This is a genomic window from Deinococcus aquiradiocola (assembly GCF_014646915.1).
Taxonomy (GTDB): Bacteria; Deinococcota; Deinococci; order Deinococcales; family Deinococcaceae; genus Deinococcus; species Deinococcus aquiradiocola.
Window position 1 is genome coordinate 386,367 of the sequence record NZ_BMOE01000002.1, and the last position, 14,319, is coordinate 400,685.

14 protein-coding genes are annotated in these 14,319 nt (G+C 70.5%); 5 read left to right on the forward strand and 9 right to left on the reverse strand.

The window, feature by feature from the left end:
- Positions 1 to 255 precede the first annotated feature (255 nt).
- Positions 256 to 666, forward strand: coding sequence for a VOC family protein (locus IEY33_RS05585; protein WP_188961267.1), 411 nt, complete (start codon positions 256 to 258; stop codon positions 664 to 666).
- A gap of 194 nt (positions 667 to 860) precedes the next feature.
- Positions 861 to 1,526 carry a Type 1 glutamine amidotransferase-like domain-containing protein gene (locus tag IEY33_RS05590; RefSeq protein ID WP_188961268.1) on the forward strand — a complete coding sequence of 222 codons (666 nt, stop codon included), beginning with the start codon at positions 861 to 863 and terminating at the stop codon, positions 1,524 to 1,526.
- A 142-nt stretch (positions 1,527 to 1,668) separates the two neighbouring features.
- Here IEY33_RS05590 and IEY33_RS05595 read toward each other — a convergent pair whose 3' ends face one another.
- Entirely contained in the window at positions 1,669 to 2,523 is an 855-nt protein-coding gene (locus tag IEY33_RS05595) for a helix-turn-helix transcriptional regulator (RefSeq protein ID WP_229670799.1), read from the reverse strand.
- Between the two features lie 106 nt (positions 2,524 to 2,629).
- Between IEY33_RS05595 and IEY33_RS05600 the strand changes: the two genes are divergently transcribed.
- On the forward strand, positions 2,630 to 3,325 hold the full coding sequence (locus tag IEY33_RS05600) for an SDR family NAD(P)-dependent oxidoreductase (RefSeq protein ID WP_188961270.1): 696 nt from the start codon (positions 2,630 to 2,632) through the stop codon (positions 3,323 to 3,325).
- A gap of 15 nt (positions 3,326 to 3,340) precedes the next feature.
- On the opposite strand, the gene pcaB is transcribed toward IEY33_RS05600, so the two are convergent.
- From pcaB to IEY33_RS05625, 5 genes are read right to left on the reverse strand one after another with little or no spacing between them, the layout of a single operon-like run.
- On the reverse strand, positions 3,341 to 4,684 hold the full coding sequence (gene pcaB / locus IEY33_RS05605) for a 3-carboxy-cis,cis-muconate cycloisomerase (protein WP_188961271.1): 1,344 nt from the start codon (positions 4,682 to 4,684) through the stop codon (positions 3,341 to 3,343).
- A gap of 15 nt (positions 4,685 to 4,699) precedes the next feature.
- Positions 4,700 to 5,317 carry a protocatechuate 3,4-dioxygenase subunit alpha gene (gene pcaG, locus IEY33_RS05610; protein WP_188961272.1) on the reverse strand — a complete coding sequence of 206 codons (618 nt, stop codon included), beginning with the start codon at positions 5,315 to 5,317 and terminating at the stop codon, positions 4,700 to 4,702.
- Positions 5,307 to 6,029, reverse strand: a complete 723-nt coding sequence (gene pcaH / locus IEY33_RS05615) for a protocatechuate 3,4-dioxygenase subunit beta (protein ID WP_188961273.1) — start codon at positions 6,027 to 6,029, stop codon at positions 5,307 to 5,309. Before pcaH ends, pcaG begins: the two co-directional genes overlap by 11 nt.
- The gene (gene pcaDC / locus IEY33_RS05620; protein WP_229670800.1) at positions 6,026 to 7,261 is read right to left on the reverse strand and encodes a bifunctional 3-oxoadipate enol-lactonase/4-carboxymuconolactone decarboxylase PcaDC; all 1,236 of its coding nucleotides are present in this window, start codon (positions 7,259 to 7,261) and stop codon (positions 6,026 to 6,028) included. The genes pcaH and pcaDC overlap by 4 nt, the downstream gene beginning before the upstream one ends.
- Entirely contained in the window at positions 7,258 to 8,454 is a 1,197-nt protein-coding gene (locus IEY33_RS05625) for a 4-hydroxybenzoate 3-monooxygenase (RefSeq protein ID WP_229670801.1), read from the reverse strand. The genes pcaDC and IEY33_RS05625 overlap by 4 nt, the downstream gene beginning before the upstream one ends.
- 208 nt (positions 8,455 to 8,662) lie before the next feature.
- On the opposite strand from IEY33_RS05625, the gene IEY33_RS05630 reads away from it, so the two are divergent.
- Positions 8,663 to 9,487, forward strand: a complete 825-nt coding sequence (locus IEY33_RS05630) for an IclR family transcriptional regulator (protein WP_188961274.1) — start codon at positions 8,663 to 8,665, stop codon at positions 9,485 to 9,487.
- Between the two features lie 110 nt (positions 9,488 to 9,597).
- Here the strand turns inward: IEY33_RS05630 and IEY33_RS05635 are convergent, their stop codons facing one another.
- From IEY33_RS05635 to IEY33_RS19205, 3 genes are read right to left on the reverse strand one after another with little or no spacing between them, the layout of a single operon-like run.
- A complete protein-coding gene (locus IEY33_RS05635; protein WP_188961275.1) occupies positions 9,598 to 10,047 on the reverse strand; it encodes a response regulator in 450 nt (149 codons plus the stop codon).
- Positions 10,037 to 12,322 (reverse strand): sensor histidine kinase, encoded by a 2,286-nt coding sequence (locus IEY33_RS05640; protein WP_188961276.1) that lies wholly within the window; start codon positions 12,320 to 12,322, stop codon positions 10,037 to 10,039. The genes IEY33_RS05635 and IEY33_RS05640 overlap by 11 nt, the downstream gene beginning before the upstream one ends.
- Positions 12,319 to 13,077, reverse strand: a complete 759-nt coding sequence (locus tag IEY33_RS19205; RefSeq protein WP_229670802.1) for a helix-turn-helix transcriptional regulator — start codon at positions 13,075 to 13,077, stop codon at positions 12,319 to 12,321. Before IEY33_RS19205 ends, IEY33_RS05640 begins: the two co-directional genes overlap by 4 nt.
- Before the next feature lie 345 nt (positions 13,078 to 13,422).
- Between IEY33_RS19205 and IEY33_RS05650 the strand changes: the two genes are divergently transcribed.
- Positions 13,423 to 13,893, forward strand: coding sequence for a DUF4440 domain-containing protein (locus IEY33_RS05650; protein WP_188961277.1), 471 nt, complete (start codon positions 13,423 to 13,425; stop codon positions 13,891 to 13,893).
- The last annotated feature ends 426 nt before the right edge of the window (positions 13,894 to 14,319 follow it).

Genomic DNA, 14,319 nt, shown 5'->3' on the forward strand with positions numbered 1-14,319 from the left:
GCGTCTGTTTATAACGAAACGCCTGACAGGACGCCTGATCGCTTCCGTCTCCTCCAGACCGTACTGTTTGGTGTTCGCGGCCAGGCGGCGGCTTCGCGTTCCGCTCGGCCGAACTCCAAAGGTTCAGCCCGACACCGTATGACCTCCGGTATTCCGCTGCCGGGACTTGCGCAGCACCTCATTCTGTATTAGGCTAACCATGATCGTCTGATTCGTTACATTCAGGTGGGACCGTTTCCCGCCAGGAGGATTCCCATGTTCACCCTGCACCCCTACCTCGGCTTCAACGGCCAGGCCAGAGAGGCCCTGGAATTCTACCGCTCCTGCCTGGGAGGCACCCTCGACCTCATGCCGGTCGCGGACTCCCCCGTCGCCGCGCAGATCCCCGCCCACATGCAGGACTACATTCTGCACGGCAGCCTCACCATCGGCCCGCTCACCCTGAGCGCCTCGGACATGACCGAGGACGTGGGCCGCACCCACAGCGTCACCCTGGCCCTCACCAGCCACGACCCCGCACAGGCCCGGCAGGTCTTCGACGCACTCGCGCAGGGCGGCACCGTCACCCACCCGCTCAGCCCATCCTTCTGGAACGGCACGTTCGGTCAGCTCACCGACCGCTACGGACACCACTGGATGATGAATGTCCTCCCCCAGCCGCAGTGAGACGCGCCCACCGGCATCCCTGAGGTCCAGGATGCATGCCCTGACCGCTCGTCACCACGTCACGCTCTGCTGCCGCTCCGAAACCGCCACCCGGATCAGGAAGGACAGGACGCGTCTCCGCCTGCACCCACGCTGCGTTCCTTACGCCGGAACCTTACCGAACGGACGGCCAGCAGGACCGCCACGGTGACCGAGTGAAGCTGCTCCTCACGTCCGGCGGCGTCACGAACGCGGCCATCCATGCGGCCCTCGTCGACATGCTCGGCAGGCCGCTGCAGTCCTGCCGCGCCCTGTGCATCCCCACCGCGCAGCACGGCCACCCCTGGTGTACACCCGAAACCGCTTGGCGCTTCGTCGCCGGGCGCAGTCCGGCCCGTATGGTCGACCTGGGATGGCAGTCGGTGGGGCTGCTGGAACTCCTCGCCCTGCCGGAACTCCCCCCTGAACGCTGGGGGCCGTGGGTGCAGGCTGCCGACGTCCTGCTCGTGGACGGCGGCGACGCCACCTTCCTCGCCCACTGGCTCCGCGTCTCCGGTCTGGCCGCGCAGTTCCCGACCCTGCAGGACACCGTGTGGGTGGGCGTGAGTGCCGGGAGCATGGTCCTGACGCCCCGCGTCGGCCCGGAGTTCGTGTCGTGGTCCGGCGCGAACGGGGACGACCGGACCCTGGGTCTCGTGGATTTCTCGGTCTTCCCTCACCTCGACCACCCGGACTTCCCCTCGAACCGGATGGTGAACGCGGAGAAGTGGGCGGCCGGCATCGGCGGGCCCGCGTACGCCATCGACGATCAGACCGCCCTGCGCGTGGTGGACGGCGAGGTGGACGTCGTCTCCCAGGGGCAGTGGCGGGCGTTCCGGTAAGCGGGCCTCCACCAGGTCGTCCCGACCCTGCATGGACGACCGCAGCAGGGACAGACATGACCATTCCCCGTGATCCGGCGTTGCCCGATTCCAGGGATGTCAGCACCGTTCCCGACATGCCTGGAATCGCCTCAACACCGGATCACTTCGTGACGGTACGAACGGCGCGCCGGACCTGCTCGATGAGACGGGCGTCGATGCTGCCCGCCTCGGCCGTCAGCGCGACGATCCTGAGGTCCGCGTCCCCGGCCGTCAGCACGTCGCAGTCGACGTGCACGTGACCGACAACCGGGTGCTCGACGACCTTGCGGTCCTCGCTGTGCTCACCGACGGCCCCGGAGCGCCACATCCGGGCAAAATCAGGGTTTCCGCCGAGCAGGCGCTGCAGCAGGCCGCTCAGGCGAGCGTCGCCAGGGTAGCGGGCACTGGCCCGCCGCAGGTCCGCGACGAGGCCACGCTTCGAAGCGTTCAGGTCGGCGACCTGAACGGGCCACGCCTCCACCCGCGCGGGAAACCCGGGGACGGGGAACCGTGACGTCGCGAAGTTCCTTTCCTCCGGCGCGACTTCGGCCGGGTCGCCGATCAGGGCAGCCCAGCTGTCGTTCCACCACACCTGCTGCCAGTCGGCCGCGAACACCGAGACCGGCACGTCGCCAAGGCGCGTCAGCAGGCGCTGCACGCCGGGCGTGATGCGGTCGCTCACGGGCCGGTCACCTGGGGGCCGCAGGCCCGTGAGGCGGTACAGGTGATCGCGTTCGGCCGCGCTGAGCTGCAGGGCACCGGCAAGCGCGGCCACCGCCTGACCGGACGGCGCGGTCGCGCGGCCCTGCTCCAGCCGGGTCACGTAATCCACCGAGAGTCCGGCCCGTTCGGCGAGGTCCTCGCGGCGAAGCCCGGCCGTCCGGCGGGCCGCCCTGAACGGCAGGCCCACCTGATCGGGCGTCAGCCGTTCCCGCCACACGCGCAGCGTCGCCGCGAGACTCGTCTGATCCGTCATGCCGGTCATGCTAGAGCCTGCAGCGGGCGCGCGTGAAGGTAGGACTCACGGTCCTACGGTCAGGCCCTCCCTGGGCAGCCGGGGAGGACCGGAGCACACTGACCGCATGACGATCACCTTCATCACCGGAGCGAACAAGGGCCTGGGCTTCGAAACGGCCCGCCGACTGAAAGACCTGGGACACACCGTCCTGCTGGGCGCACGAGACGCCGCGCGCGGCCAGGCGGCCGCCGAGACGCTGGGCGTGCGGTTCGTGCAGATCGACGTCGCGGACGACGCTTCCGTGACGCGCGCCGCGCAGGACGTCGCGGCGCACGAGGGACACGTCGACGTGCTCGTCAACAACGCCGGCATCATCGGCCCGCACGTTCCTGCCGATCAGCTGACCGGCGCGCAGGCGATGGAGGTCTTCGGAACGAACGTGGCCGGGATCGTCCGCGTGACAGGCGCGTTCCTGCCGCTCCTCCGCAGGTCCGGCGACCCGGTCGTCGTCAACGTCAGCAGCGGTATGGGGTCCTTCGCGGTGACGCACGACCAGGACCGCATCGAGTCCACGGTCATCGCGCCGCTGTACACGGCCTCCAAGGCGGCCGTCACGATGCTGACCACCCAGTACGCCCGGGCCTTCCCCGGCATCCGGTTCAACGCGGCGGACCCCGGGTACACCGCGACGGACCTGAACGGTCACAGTGGCCCGCAGACCGTGACGGAAGGCACGGACGCCATCGTGACCCTCGCGACCGAGCGGGCGGACGCCGGGACCGGACGCCTGATCGACCGGTACGGCAGGGTGGCCTGGTGAGGCACGGCGCGGCCGTCACCCTGCCTGCCGCTGCAGGGCGTCCAGGGCGGCCGTCACACGGTCGATGAGTTCGCCGCTCGCCCCGAGGACGTCCACCTCGTTCAGGCGTGGGAGGGAGGCCGGAATGCCGTCCTGTCCCCCGAGCGCGTCCTGCAGGGTCGGGGCCTGCCGGTGCAGGACGGCCTGCACGGCCTCCTGCACGCGGCGGGCAGCGTCCGCGCGGCCGATCAGGGGGGTGAGGGCGAAGGTGTACGCTTCGGCGAGCATCAGGCCGCGCGACGCGTCCAGGGTGGCCTGCATGTGCGCCGTGTTCACGTTGAGGTCCTCCAGCAGGTGCCGGGCCCGGGTGAGGGCCCCGGCGGTCAGGCCGAGCATCTGCGGCAGCGTCAGCCATTCCAGCTGCCAGCCGTGCGTGCCGCGCTCGTGTTCCTGAACGAGGGCGTGGTGCAGGGCGGGCAGCAGCGTGGCGTTCATGCGGGCGGCCGCGACGAGCAGTTCGCTCTGGACGGGGTTGCTCTTCTGCGGCATGGTGCTGGACCCGCCGCGGGCGCCCTCCGTGACCTCGGCCACCTCGCTCTGCGCGAGGAGCAGCAGGTCCTGCCCGACCTTGCCGAGGCCGCCCGTCACCAGGGACAGCCAGCCCGCCAGTTCCGCCAGCGCGTCCCGCTGCGTGTGCCAGGGCATGAGGGCCTCCGCCAGCGCGAGTTCCCCGGCAAGTGCCGACGCGACGCGCAGCCCGTCCCCGTTCAGGGCCGACAGGGTCCCGGCGGCCCCGCCGAACTGCAGGACCAGCAGGCGCGGCCGCAGTTCATGGAGGCGACCGGCGTGCCGGACGAGCGGCGCGAGCCAGCCCGCGACCTTCAGTCCGAACGTGACGGGAACCGCCTGCTGGCTGTGCGTGCGGCCCGCCATCACGGTGTGCCGGTGCCGCTGCGCGAGGGCCGCCATGACGGTCATCAGGGCGTGCAGTTCCGCGTCCAGCAGCGCGTGCGCGTCCCGTAGGGTCAGCACGAGCGCGGTGTCCACGATGTCCTGCGTCGTCGCGCCCCGGTGCAGGGCGGTGCGGGCCGGTTCCGGCAGCTGCGCCCGCCACTCGCCGAGCAGGGCAGGCACCGGCACCCCGTCGCGCAGCAGGCCCGGCTGCAGGCGCTGCAGGTCCACGCTGAAGGTCAGGGCGGACGCCGCGATCTGCTCGGCCGCCTGTTCCGCGATCAGGCCCAGGCGCGCCTGCACGCGCGCCAGGGCGACCTCCACCTGCAGCATGCGCGCGAGCTGCGCGTCGTCGCGGAACAGGGCCGTCATGTCCGGCGTGGTGAACATCGGGCCGTACAGCGCCGAATCCAGCGGACTGAAACTCACGCTGCCCCTGGCCGTTCAGTACGCATCGAAGAACACCGTCTCGTCCTGCCCCTGCATGCGGAAGTCCAGGTGGTAGACCGCGCCGTCCGGGGTGTCCTCACGCCGGGCGATCAGGGTGTGGCGGCGGTGGTCCGGCACGGCGTTCAGCAGGGGGTCGCCGCTGTTGTCCTCGTCGCTGAAGTACACGGCCGTCACGAGGTGCGTCAGCAGGCCGCGCATGCCGAGCCAGACGTTCAGGCGCGGCGCGAGGCCAGGCGCGGCCGACCCGGGCTTCAGGGTGTGCAGCGCGTAGCGGTGAAGGGGCGTGCGGGTGTGCGCGCGGCCGTACCCGCCGAAGTCCGCGTCCGCGCGGGCAGGGTACGCGCCGTTCGCGTCCGCCTGCCACACCTCGATCAGCGCGTCCTCGATGGTGACGCCGTCGCCGTCCAGCACGCGTCCCGTCAGGGTGACGCGCTCGCCGGGCACGGGACTGCCGGGCGTGACCATCACGTGCCCCAGTCCGGCCTGCAGGCCCTGAACGCCGGGCACGAGGCCCTGATGGAAGTACGGGCCGACCGTCTGGCTGGGCGACGGGCCGAAGTTCCCGGCGAGGTTCGAGGTGTCTTCCGGCAGCGGTGGGGGTTCAGTCGTCATGGTCCTCATCCTCGAAGGGGGTGGCATGATCGCCGCCCAGCACGATGTCGAACCGGTACCCGAGCGCCCACCCGGGCCGCGTGAGGCTCAGGTCGAAGCGGCTGACGAGCCGATCACGGCCCTTCGGATCGGGGATCCCCAGGTAGACGGGGTCGTACGCGAGGAGCGGATCGCCAGGGAAGTACATCTGGCTCACGAGCCGCTGCGTGAAGTTCGTGCCGAACACGCTGAAGTGAATGTGCGCGGGCCGCCAGGCGTTGTGGTGGTTGCGCCAGGGGTACGCGCCGGGCCGGATGCTGATCAGTTCGTACTCGCCGCGCTCGTCGGTGAGCATGCGGGCCGTGCCGGTGAAGTTCGGGTCGAGCGGCGCGTCGTGGTCGTCGCGCGCGTGCACGTAACGTCCGGCGGCGTTCGCCTGCCACGTCTCGATCAGCGCGCCCCGGACGGGCCGCCCCTGCCGGTCGAGCAGCCGCCCGCGCACCACGACGCGCTCCCCGAGCGGCTCGCCGTTCACGCGGGCGTTCACGGTCGTGTCGTGATCGCCGGGCTGCAGGCGGCCCGCCCCGAAGACCGGCGCGCCGAAGTCGTGCAGGCCGTGCGGCAGCGGGATCAGGCGTTCGTGCGGGGCGCGTTTCACGCTGCTGGCGTACGCGGGCGACAGGTGCGGGGCGTGCACCCCGCCGGGACTGGGGTGGCGTTCCTCGTGGTTCATGGCTTGTCCTCCTGGGCGTGCGGGCCTTCCGCGCGCGGTTCGGCGAGCACGCGTTTGGCGATCTGGAAGGCGCGGTTCGCGACGGGGACGCCCGCGTACACGGCGACCTGCATGAACACCTCGCGCAGTTCGTCGGGCGTGACGCCGGTGTTCACGGTCGCGCGGACGTGCATCTCCAGTTCGTGCTCGCGCGGGAGGGCCGTCAGGACGGCCAGGGTGAGCAGGTGACGGGTGTGGGTGTCCAGCGTGCCGCGCGACCACGGCCCGCCCCAGGCGTACTCGGTGATGAACGCCTGGAAGTCGCGGTCGAGGTCGGTGGTGGCCGCCGACGCGCGGTCCACGTGAGCGTCCCCCAGCACGCGGCGGCGCGCGGCCATTCCGGCGCTCACCCGGTCCGGCCACGCAGGTGCGTTCAGCCGTTCCAGGAACGCCAGCAGGTGCCGGGCGACGGCCTGCGGCTGTTCCACGCCCGGAAGGTGCGCCGCGCCCGGCACGGATTCGAAGGGCGCGCGCAGCAGGGCCGCCAGTTCACGGTTCAGGTCCGGCGGGGTGGCCTCGTCATGCTCGCCGCATAGCACCACGGCCGGGACAGTCAGGGCCGCCGTCTGCACGCGCAGGTCCGCGTCCCGCAGGGCGGCGCAGGTGCCCGCGTACCCCTGCGGGGCGGTGCGGGTCATCATGTTCAGGTACCCGCGCGCGCTGGCCGGGCGGGCCGCCATGAAGGCAGGCGTGAACCAGCGGGCGAGCACGCCGGGCGCGATGCGGCCCAGGTCGCCCGCCTCGGCCGCCGCGATGCGCGCCGCCCACAGTTCCGCCGTGCCGATGCGCGCGCCCGTGTCCATCAGCACGAGGCCATCCACGCGCTCCGGGAACGCCGCCGCGAAATCCTGCGCGATCAGGCCGCCCACCGACACGCCCGCCAGAACCGCGCACTCCACGCCCAGCGCGTCCAGCAGCCGGGCGAGGTCCAGGCTGTGGTCACGTACCGTGTACGGCGCGGGCGGCGCGTCCGACAGGCCGTGCCCGCGCAGGTCGTACTGCACCGTCCGGACGTGCGGGGCCACCGTGCCGGCCACGTCGTCCCAGATGCTCAGGTCGCTGCCCAGCGAGTTCAGGAACACGACGGTACGGTCTCCCCTGCCGCCCTGACGGCAGTGCAGGGTCAGCTCGCCCGCCTGCACGAACGGCTCCGGCCGTCCCGTGCGTGCCGTTCCCGTGCGCGCCGTCGTCACAGCTCCACCGGAAAGCCCACGTAGTTCTCGGCCAGCGAGCGGGACGCGGCCTCCGAATGTACGAGGTAGTCCAGCTCCGCGAGATGAATCCGCCCCTCGAACGCCGACCCGGTCGGGTCGCGGTGCAGCATGCGTGTCATGCTCCACGAGAAGCGCTCGGCGCGCCACACCCGCCGCAGCGCCCGCGCCGAGTACGTGTCCAGCGCGTCCCGGTCGCCGTGCCTCATGGCGCGGATCATCAGGTGACTGAGCAGCACCACGTCACCCACCGCGAGGTTCAGGCCCTTCGCGCCGGTGGGCGGCACGATGTGCGCCGCGTCGCCCGCCAGGAACAGGCGCCCGTACCGCATGGGTTCCGACACGAAGCTCCGCAGCGGCACGATGTTCTTCTGGAAGATGCGGCCCTCGGTGACGCACGACCCGGGCACGTCCAGGCGGCGGTGCAGTTCCTCCCACACGCGGTCGTCCGGCCACTCGCCGAGCGGGTCGTGCGGGCCGCACTGCACGTACATCCGCTGAATTTCCGGCGTGCGCGTGCTGAGCAGCGCGAACCCGCGCTCGTGGTTGGCATAGATCAGCTCGTGGTACGACGGGGGCGCCTCGACCAGCACGCCCAGCCACCCGAAGGGGTACACCTTGGTGTACTCGCGCCGCTCCGTGACGGGGATCGCCTGACGGCCCGGACCGTGAAAGCCGTCGCAGCCCGCCACGTACTCGCACAGCAGTTCCTCCGGCTCGGCGTCCGGCGCGCGGCGGAACGTGAGGCGCGGCCGGTCCGTCCGCAGGTCATGCATCGCCACGTCCTGCACCCCGAAGATCACCTGCCCGCCCTCCGCGTCCAGCGCGGCCAGCAGGTCGATCAGCACCTCGTGCTGCGGGTACACCGTCACCTCCTTGCCGTCCGTCAGTTCACGGAAGTTCAGGTGGTGCCGCTCGCCGCAGAACTGCAGGGTGACGCCCCCGTGCCGGTGCGCCAGCCGGTCCATGCGCCCGTTCAGGCCGAGGTCCCGTATGAGGTCCGCGGTCCAGTGTTCGAGCACCCCGGCACGGATGGTGCCTTCGATCTCCGCGCGGCTGCGGCTGTCCAGCACCACGGACTCGATGCCTTCGCGGCGCAGCAGCAGGGAGAGGAACAGACCGGCAGGGCCGGCACCGACGATCCCCACGGGAACGCGGGAGGTTCGGGTCATCATGCGGTCTCCAGGAATGAGAGAAGGAGTTGTGGTCCTGCTGAACTGACGCCCACTCTGCCGCGTGGAGGGCGGCCACTCAAGGCAGGCGTTCATCCATACCGAATGGGGGGCCGAATAGGGGGAGGAGCGTGCGCGCGATCGACGTCACGCCCTGAACGGAACCCGGCAGGACAGGGAAGCCGCCGCGATCCGCTACCCTGGACGGACGATGCTGAGCACGCTGGAAAAAGCCGGGCGGGTCCTGCGGCTCTTCACGGCCGAGAACCCGGAGTGGGGCGTCAGTCAGGTGGCCCGTGCACTGAACGTCTCGAAAGGCAGCGCGCACGACGCGCTCGCCACCCTCACCGAGACCGGACTCGTGCACCGGATGGTGACGGGGCGCTACCGCCTGGGCTTCATGATCGTGTCGCTGCACGCCGTCCTGATGGCCCAGACCCCCTGGCGGCACGTGGCACAGGACGAGATGGAACAGCTGGCCGCGCGCGTACAGCAGACGGTCACCCTCAGCGCCTTCGACGGGGGAAACGCCATCTGCGTCGCCGTGACCGGCACAGGGCCTCGCGCGCCGCACGACACGGTCGGCGCGCACCTTCCCGCGTACGCGGCGGCCGCCGGAAAGGCGATGCTCGCCTACCGCAGCGCCGAACAGGTACAGCGCGTCTGCGGCGCGGGCCTCTCCCCTTTCACGCCGACCACGCTCACGTCGGCGGACGCGTTGACGGCAGAACTCGCCCGGACCCGCCGGGCCGGGTACGCGGTAGAGGACGAGGAACTCCTGCCGGGCCGCGGCGCCCTCGCCGCACCGTTCCGCAATGCCAACGGCGAGGTGATCGCCGCCGTGACGGTCAGCGCCCCCACCGCCGCCTGTCGGGCGGCCCAGGACCGCTGGGTGCCGGACCTGCTCGCCTGCGTGAAGGCCATCTCCGACCGCCTGGGCCACCAGCCAGGCGAAGGAAAAGACCGGCTGCACTGGCACCTGATCGACGGAGAGGAACGCCTGATGCGCCCGCCCGGTCTACGCCGCGAACCCTGACCCGCATCCGGGGTGAATCTGCCGGCGCGTCGCCAGCCGACCGGAGGCCGCCACACGCGAGTGAAGACGGCCGCCCGATCGACAGTTTCAGTGTGCCGGTTGGCCCGCGGTCAGGGCAGTGGCTCGCCCGTGCGGGCCTGCTGCACCTTCAGGTACAGTGACCGCGCCTCCAGGAGGTTCGCGACGCGGATCAGCAGCTCGAACACGTCAAAGGGCTTGGTCAGGAAATCGCGCGCTCCGAGGGCCAGGGCGCGGCGCCGGGTCTCGGGCGTCGCGTCGGCCGTCAATACCAGGACCGGCAGGTACGTTCCTTCCGGCAGTCGGCGGTGCAGCTGCTCCAGAGCGGCGAACCCGTCGAAGCCGGGCATCCAGAGGTCCAGGATGATGAGGTCCGGGTCGTGCTGCGCGTGCAGTGCAGGAAGGCTCGCGGCGCTCGTCACGCCCGTCACGTGCCGGTACCCTTCGGTCTTCAGGATCTCCTCGACCAGTTCGACGTTGGGGGCGTGATCGTCGATCACGAGAATTCGGGCCGTGTCGTGCTGCGGAGCGTCATGGATCATGCGGTGCCTCCTGAACGGCAGGGAGAGGGAAGGGCGGGAACGGCAGGTGGACGCGGAAGGTACTGCCGCGCCCGGGCGTACTGTCCACGGTCATGTGACCGTGCATGGCCGTGACGAGGTGACGGCTGACCGCGAGGCCCAGGCCGGTGCCCTCGGTCGGACCGCTCTCCGCGCCGAGCCGGTCGAAGGGCGTGAACAGGTCACTGATCTGCTGCGGCGTGAGACCGGGACCCGAGTCGTGCACGCCGAGCGTCACGGTGCCGTCCGGCGCGAGCGAAGCGTCCAGCACGGCCGTGCCACCGGGCGAGTTGTACTTCACGGCGTTGTCCGTGAGGTTCAGCAGCACCTGCGTCAGCCTCTGCCGATCGGCATACACCTCGGGTGGGCCGCCACCCGGGACGACCACCGTGACCTGCCTCGCCTGCGCGGACGGCCCGACCAGTTCGGCCACCTCCCGCAGCAGGTCCGGAACGCTCAGGGACTCGGGGTTCAGGGTGAGGTGGCCGCTCTCCAGGCGACTGAAGTCCAGCACCTCGTTGATCAGGCCGAGCAGGTGCCGTCCGGCCCTCACGATCTGATCCGCGTACCGCGTCTGCTGCGCGTCGCCCGCACGCAGCTGCAGCAGCTGAGCGAACCCCAGCACGGCATTCAGCGGCGTGCGCAGTTCGTGGCTCATGCGCGACAGGAATTCGCTCTTGGCACGACTGGCGCGTTCGGCCTCCTCACGGGCGGCCCGCACTGCCAGTTCCGCCGCGTGCCGTTCGGTGACGTCCCGCGTGATCTTCGAGAAGCCGCGCAGCGTCCCGTCAGGAGCGTGCAGCGCCGTCAGGACCGTGCTCGCCCAGAAGGTACTCCCGTCACGCCGCACCCGGATTCCCTCATCCGCGACGCGCCCGTCACGCTGCGCGGTCCGCAGTCGTTCCTGCACGGCGCTGCGGTCGCCTGGCGGGTAAAAGGTCGCCAGGGAACGGCCCAGGATGTCCGGCGCGTCGTACCCGTGAATGCGTTGCGCGCCGGAATTCCAGCTGGACACCCGACCCTGCGCGTCCAGCGTGAAAATCCCGTACTCCTGCACTCCCTCGATGGCCAGCCGCAGGCGCTCCTCGCTGTTCAGCAGGGCGCGCGCCGCCTCTTCGCGCTCCGTGACGTCCAGCGCGTACACGAGCAGTTCGTCACCGTCCGGCAGCAGGGACGCCTGAAACCAGCGGGGACGGCCGTCACCGTGACGAAACCGGGTGAGCAGCGTCCCACCGGGCGGCGGCAGCGGCGCGTGCCGAGCGGCGAGCGCGCGCGTCGCGTGATCCACGCGCGCCCACAACGCCGCGGGACGGGCCGCCTCCAGCGTCGGCAGCCCCAGCTCCCTGCCCGCGTTCGGGCTGAGGTACGACACCGTTCCGCGCGCCGAATCGTAGCGGACCATCAGGATCGGGCCGGAAGAGATCAGCGACTCCAGGAACAGCCGCGCCTCCCGCAGCGCGTCCTCCCGCGAGCGAAGCAGGACGCCCGTGTCACGCAGCGCCACGGCCAGCTGCGCGATCTCGTCACGCCCAGATGCCAGCGGACCGGGCTGCTGTCCGAGCGCGAGCGCCCGCGCATCCTCACGGAGCGCCTGCATGCGCCGCACGATGCTGCGCGCGTACAGCAGCGTGCCCGCCGCCGCGCCCAGGATGCCCAGCAGCGCGGCACCGATCAGCACGAGCATCCGCCACTGCCGGACGCGCGCACTGTCGGCCGTGCGGGCCGCGACGAGGTCCGCCTCGCGGACCGTCATGGCCTGCAGCTCGGCGCGCAGCATGTCGAGTAGCACCTTGTTCTGCACCAGCTGCCGGATGATGTCCGCGCGGCTGCCCTGCACGTCCCGCAGTTCCGTCAGACCAGCGAGTTTCTGCCCGACCAACCGCCGGACCCGCTCCAGTCGCGTCCGCTGCCCGGCGTCACGTACCGTGCCGTCCAGACGCGCGAGGATCACCGGCAGGTTCTGACGGGCCGACAGGTACGGCGCCAGGAACCGGACATCATCCGTCAGCAGGTAGCCGCGCACACCGGTCGCGGCGCGCTCCAGCTGCACGCTGACGCTCTCGATATCAGACTGCAGACGCAGCGTGCGCCTCACCTCGTTCTCGGCCGTCACCTCCCGCCCACTCACGACCAGCAGGGCCGCGAGCGACACCAGCAGCGCCAGCAGCGGCAACGTCATGGCAATCAGGCCCTTGACGGCCAACGTCTGATCCAGCCACAGCGACGCCACGCGGGCACGCACGCCCGGACGCGTCACGGGGCGATCAGACCCAGCGTCATGGCGCGCACGACCGCCTCCGTCCGGTCAGACACCCCGAGCTTCCCGAGAATGCGCTCCACATGAATCTTGGCCGTGCCGGGCCGAATGCCGAGCTGACGGGCGATCTCCGGGTTGCTGTGCCCGCGCGCCACGAGCGTCAGCACCTGCTGCTCCCTGGGCGTGAGCGCCTCGGTCAGCCCCGCCTGACCGGGCAACTGCTGCGCCAGGAACCGCGAACGCCAGTACTCCGCGTCCCGCCGCGCCAGCGCGAGATCACGCGAACACTGCAGCGCCGTGATGAGCGCACCCGCAAATGCACCCAGCACGCCCAGACACGCCAAATCCTCCGGACCGGGTGCACGGACCGGTCCGGACGTGAACAACAGCAGGACGCCCGCACCGCCCACCGGGACACTCAGCAGCGCGGTCCCGTCCGGCAGGACCTGAAACGCGGGGCGGTCCATGCCCCGCTCCGCGTCCGGCACCACCTCCGGGCCCGGACCGCTCGGCAGGACCGCACGCACCTGCCAGGCCAGCGCTCCCCACTCCAGGGCCCGGCCGCACTCCAGGGCGCTGTGACGCGACACGGCGTCCAGAGCGGCACGCCACACGTCCAGCGGTTCGGTGAACGCACGGGTTACCTCACCGAAATCGAGAAGCAGCTGAAAGCGCGTGCCCTGCGCCTGCGCCGCGCGGTACAGGGAACGCAGGTCGCCCATCATGGCGCCCTGCGTCTGCTGACCGCGCGTCACACCCCCCCCGGCACACCAACCGCGTGCAGGGAAACAGACCGGACCGGCAACCGGAAGGCGAACACATTCGGGGAAGGACGCATACCGCCCCCCACCCTATCCGCGACCGGAGCAAAAGTCAGCAGTCGCCCTGCCACTCTGACCGTCACCGGCCATCCTCTGCCGACCGGCATACACGGGACAGGTCACACCCCGACGGCAGACGCGCGCCACAGGGCCCACCCCCTAGCCTCTGCATACCCGGCAGAACAGGCCGGGAACGCTGGGAAACAGGCACGCCACCTCACGGTCATCCGACCAGTCTGCTCCCAATGACCCGACAGACACACCCATCAAGGAGCACCCATGACCCGCACCATCACCGTACTCGCCCTCACCGCCGCCCTCAGCAGCGGCAGCCTCACCGCCGCCCAGCAGGCCAGCACCGCCGCACAGGTCACCAGCCAAAGTGCACAGGACGCGTACCTCGCCTGGACGCAGGCCATCAACGCCCGCCAGACGGCCAACGTCGTGAACCTGTACAGTCCGAACGCACTCCTGCTGCCGACCGTGTCCAGCAAGATCATCAACTCTCAGGAAGGCCGCACCGAGTACTTCAACGGCCTGCTCAGCCGCAAGAACTTCATGGTGCAGCCCCAGACGCAGTTCGTGCAGCCCATCGCCTGGAACGCCGCCATCGTTTCCGGCACGTACACCTTCTCGTATACCGACGGCGAGAAGACCGTCAGCCTGCCCGCACGCTTCAACTTCGTCTTCCAGAAGACCGGCAGGACATGGACGATCATCAACCACCACAGCTCCGTCCTCCCCCAGTAGATGCCTGGAGGCACGGCAGGCCGTCCCAAGGCTCTCCCGACAGAATGATCCGGTTTTGAGCTGAACTTTTGGAGTTCAGCCGAGCGAAGCGAGTGCCAGCAAGTTCAGTGTTGAGGAGATGGAAGCGGGCAAGCGTCCTGCAGGGCGCTTCCTGCAGGGCGCTGTCCTGCCCAAGAAGGGATGTCGGTGCTGGTTCCGGCATCCCTGGAATCGGATCAACACCGTATGACACCAGAATGAACTGAACGCCTGGCGTTCAACCCAGCGGCACATGAAACCACTGCCCGGCCGCGAGCACCAGAACGTACAGTTGAGAGGAGGTGGAACGGCGCGCCCCCCACGGTGGGAGGCGCGCCGTCCGGAAGGGATGGCGGGTCAGGTCAGCGGATCACGCTGCGGAAGCAGCCCGTCACGGTCTCACCCGCC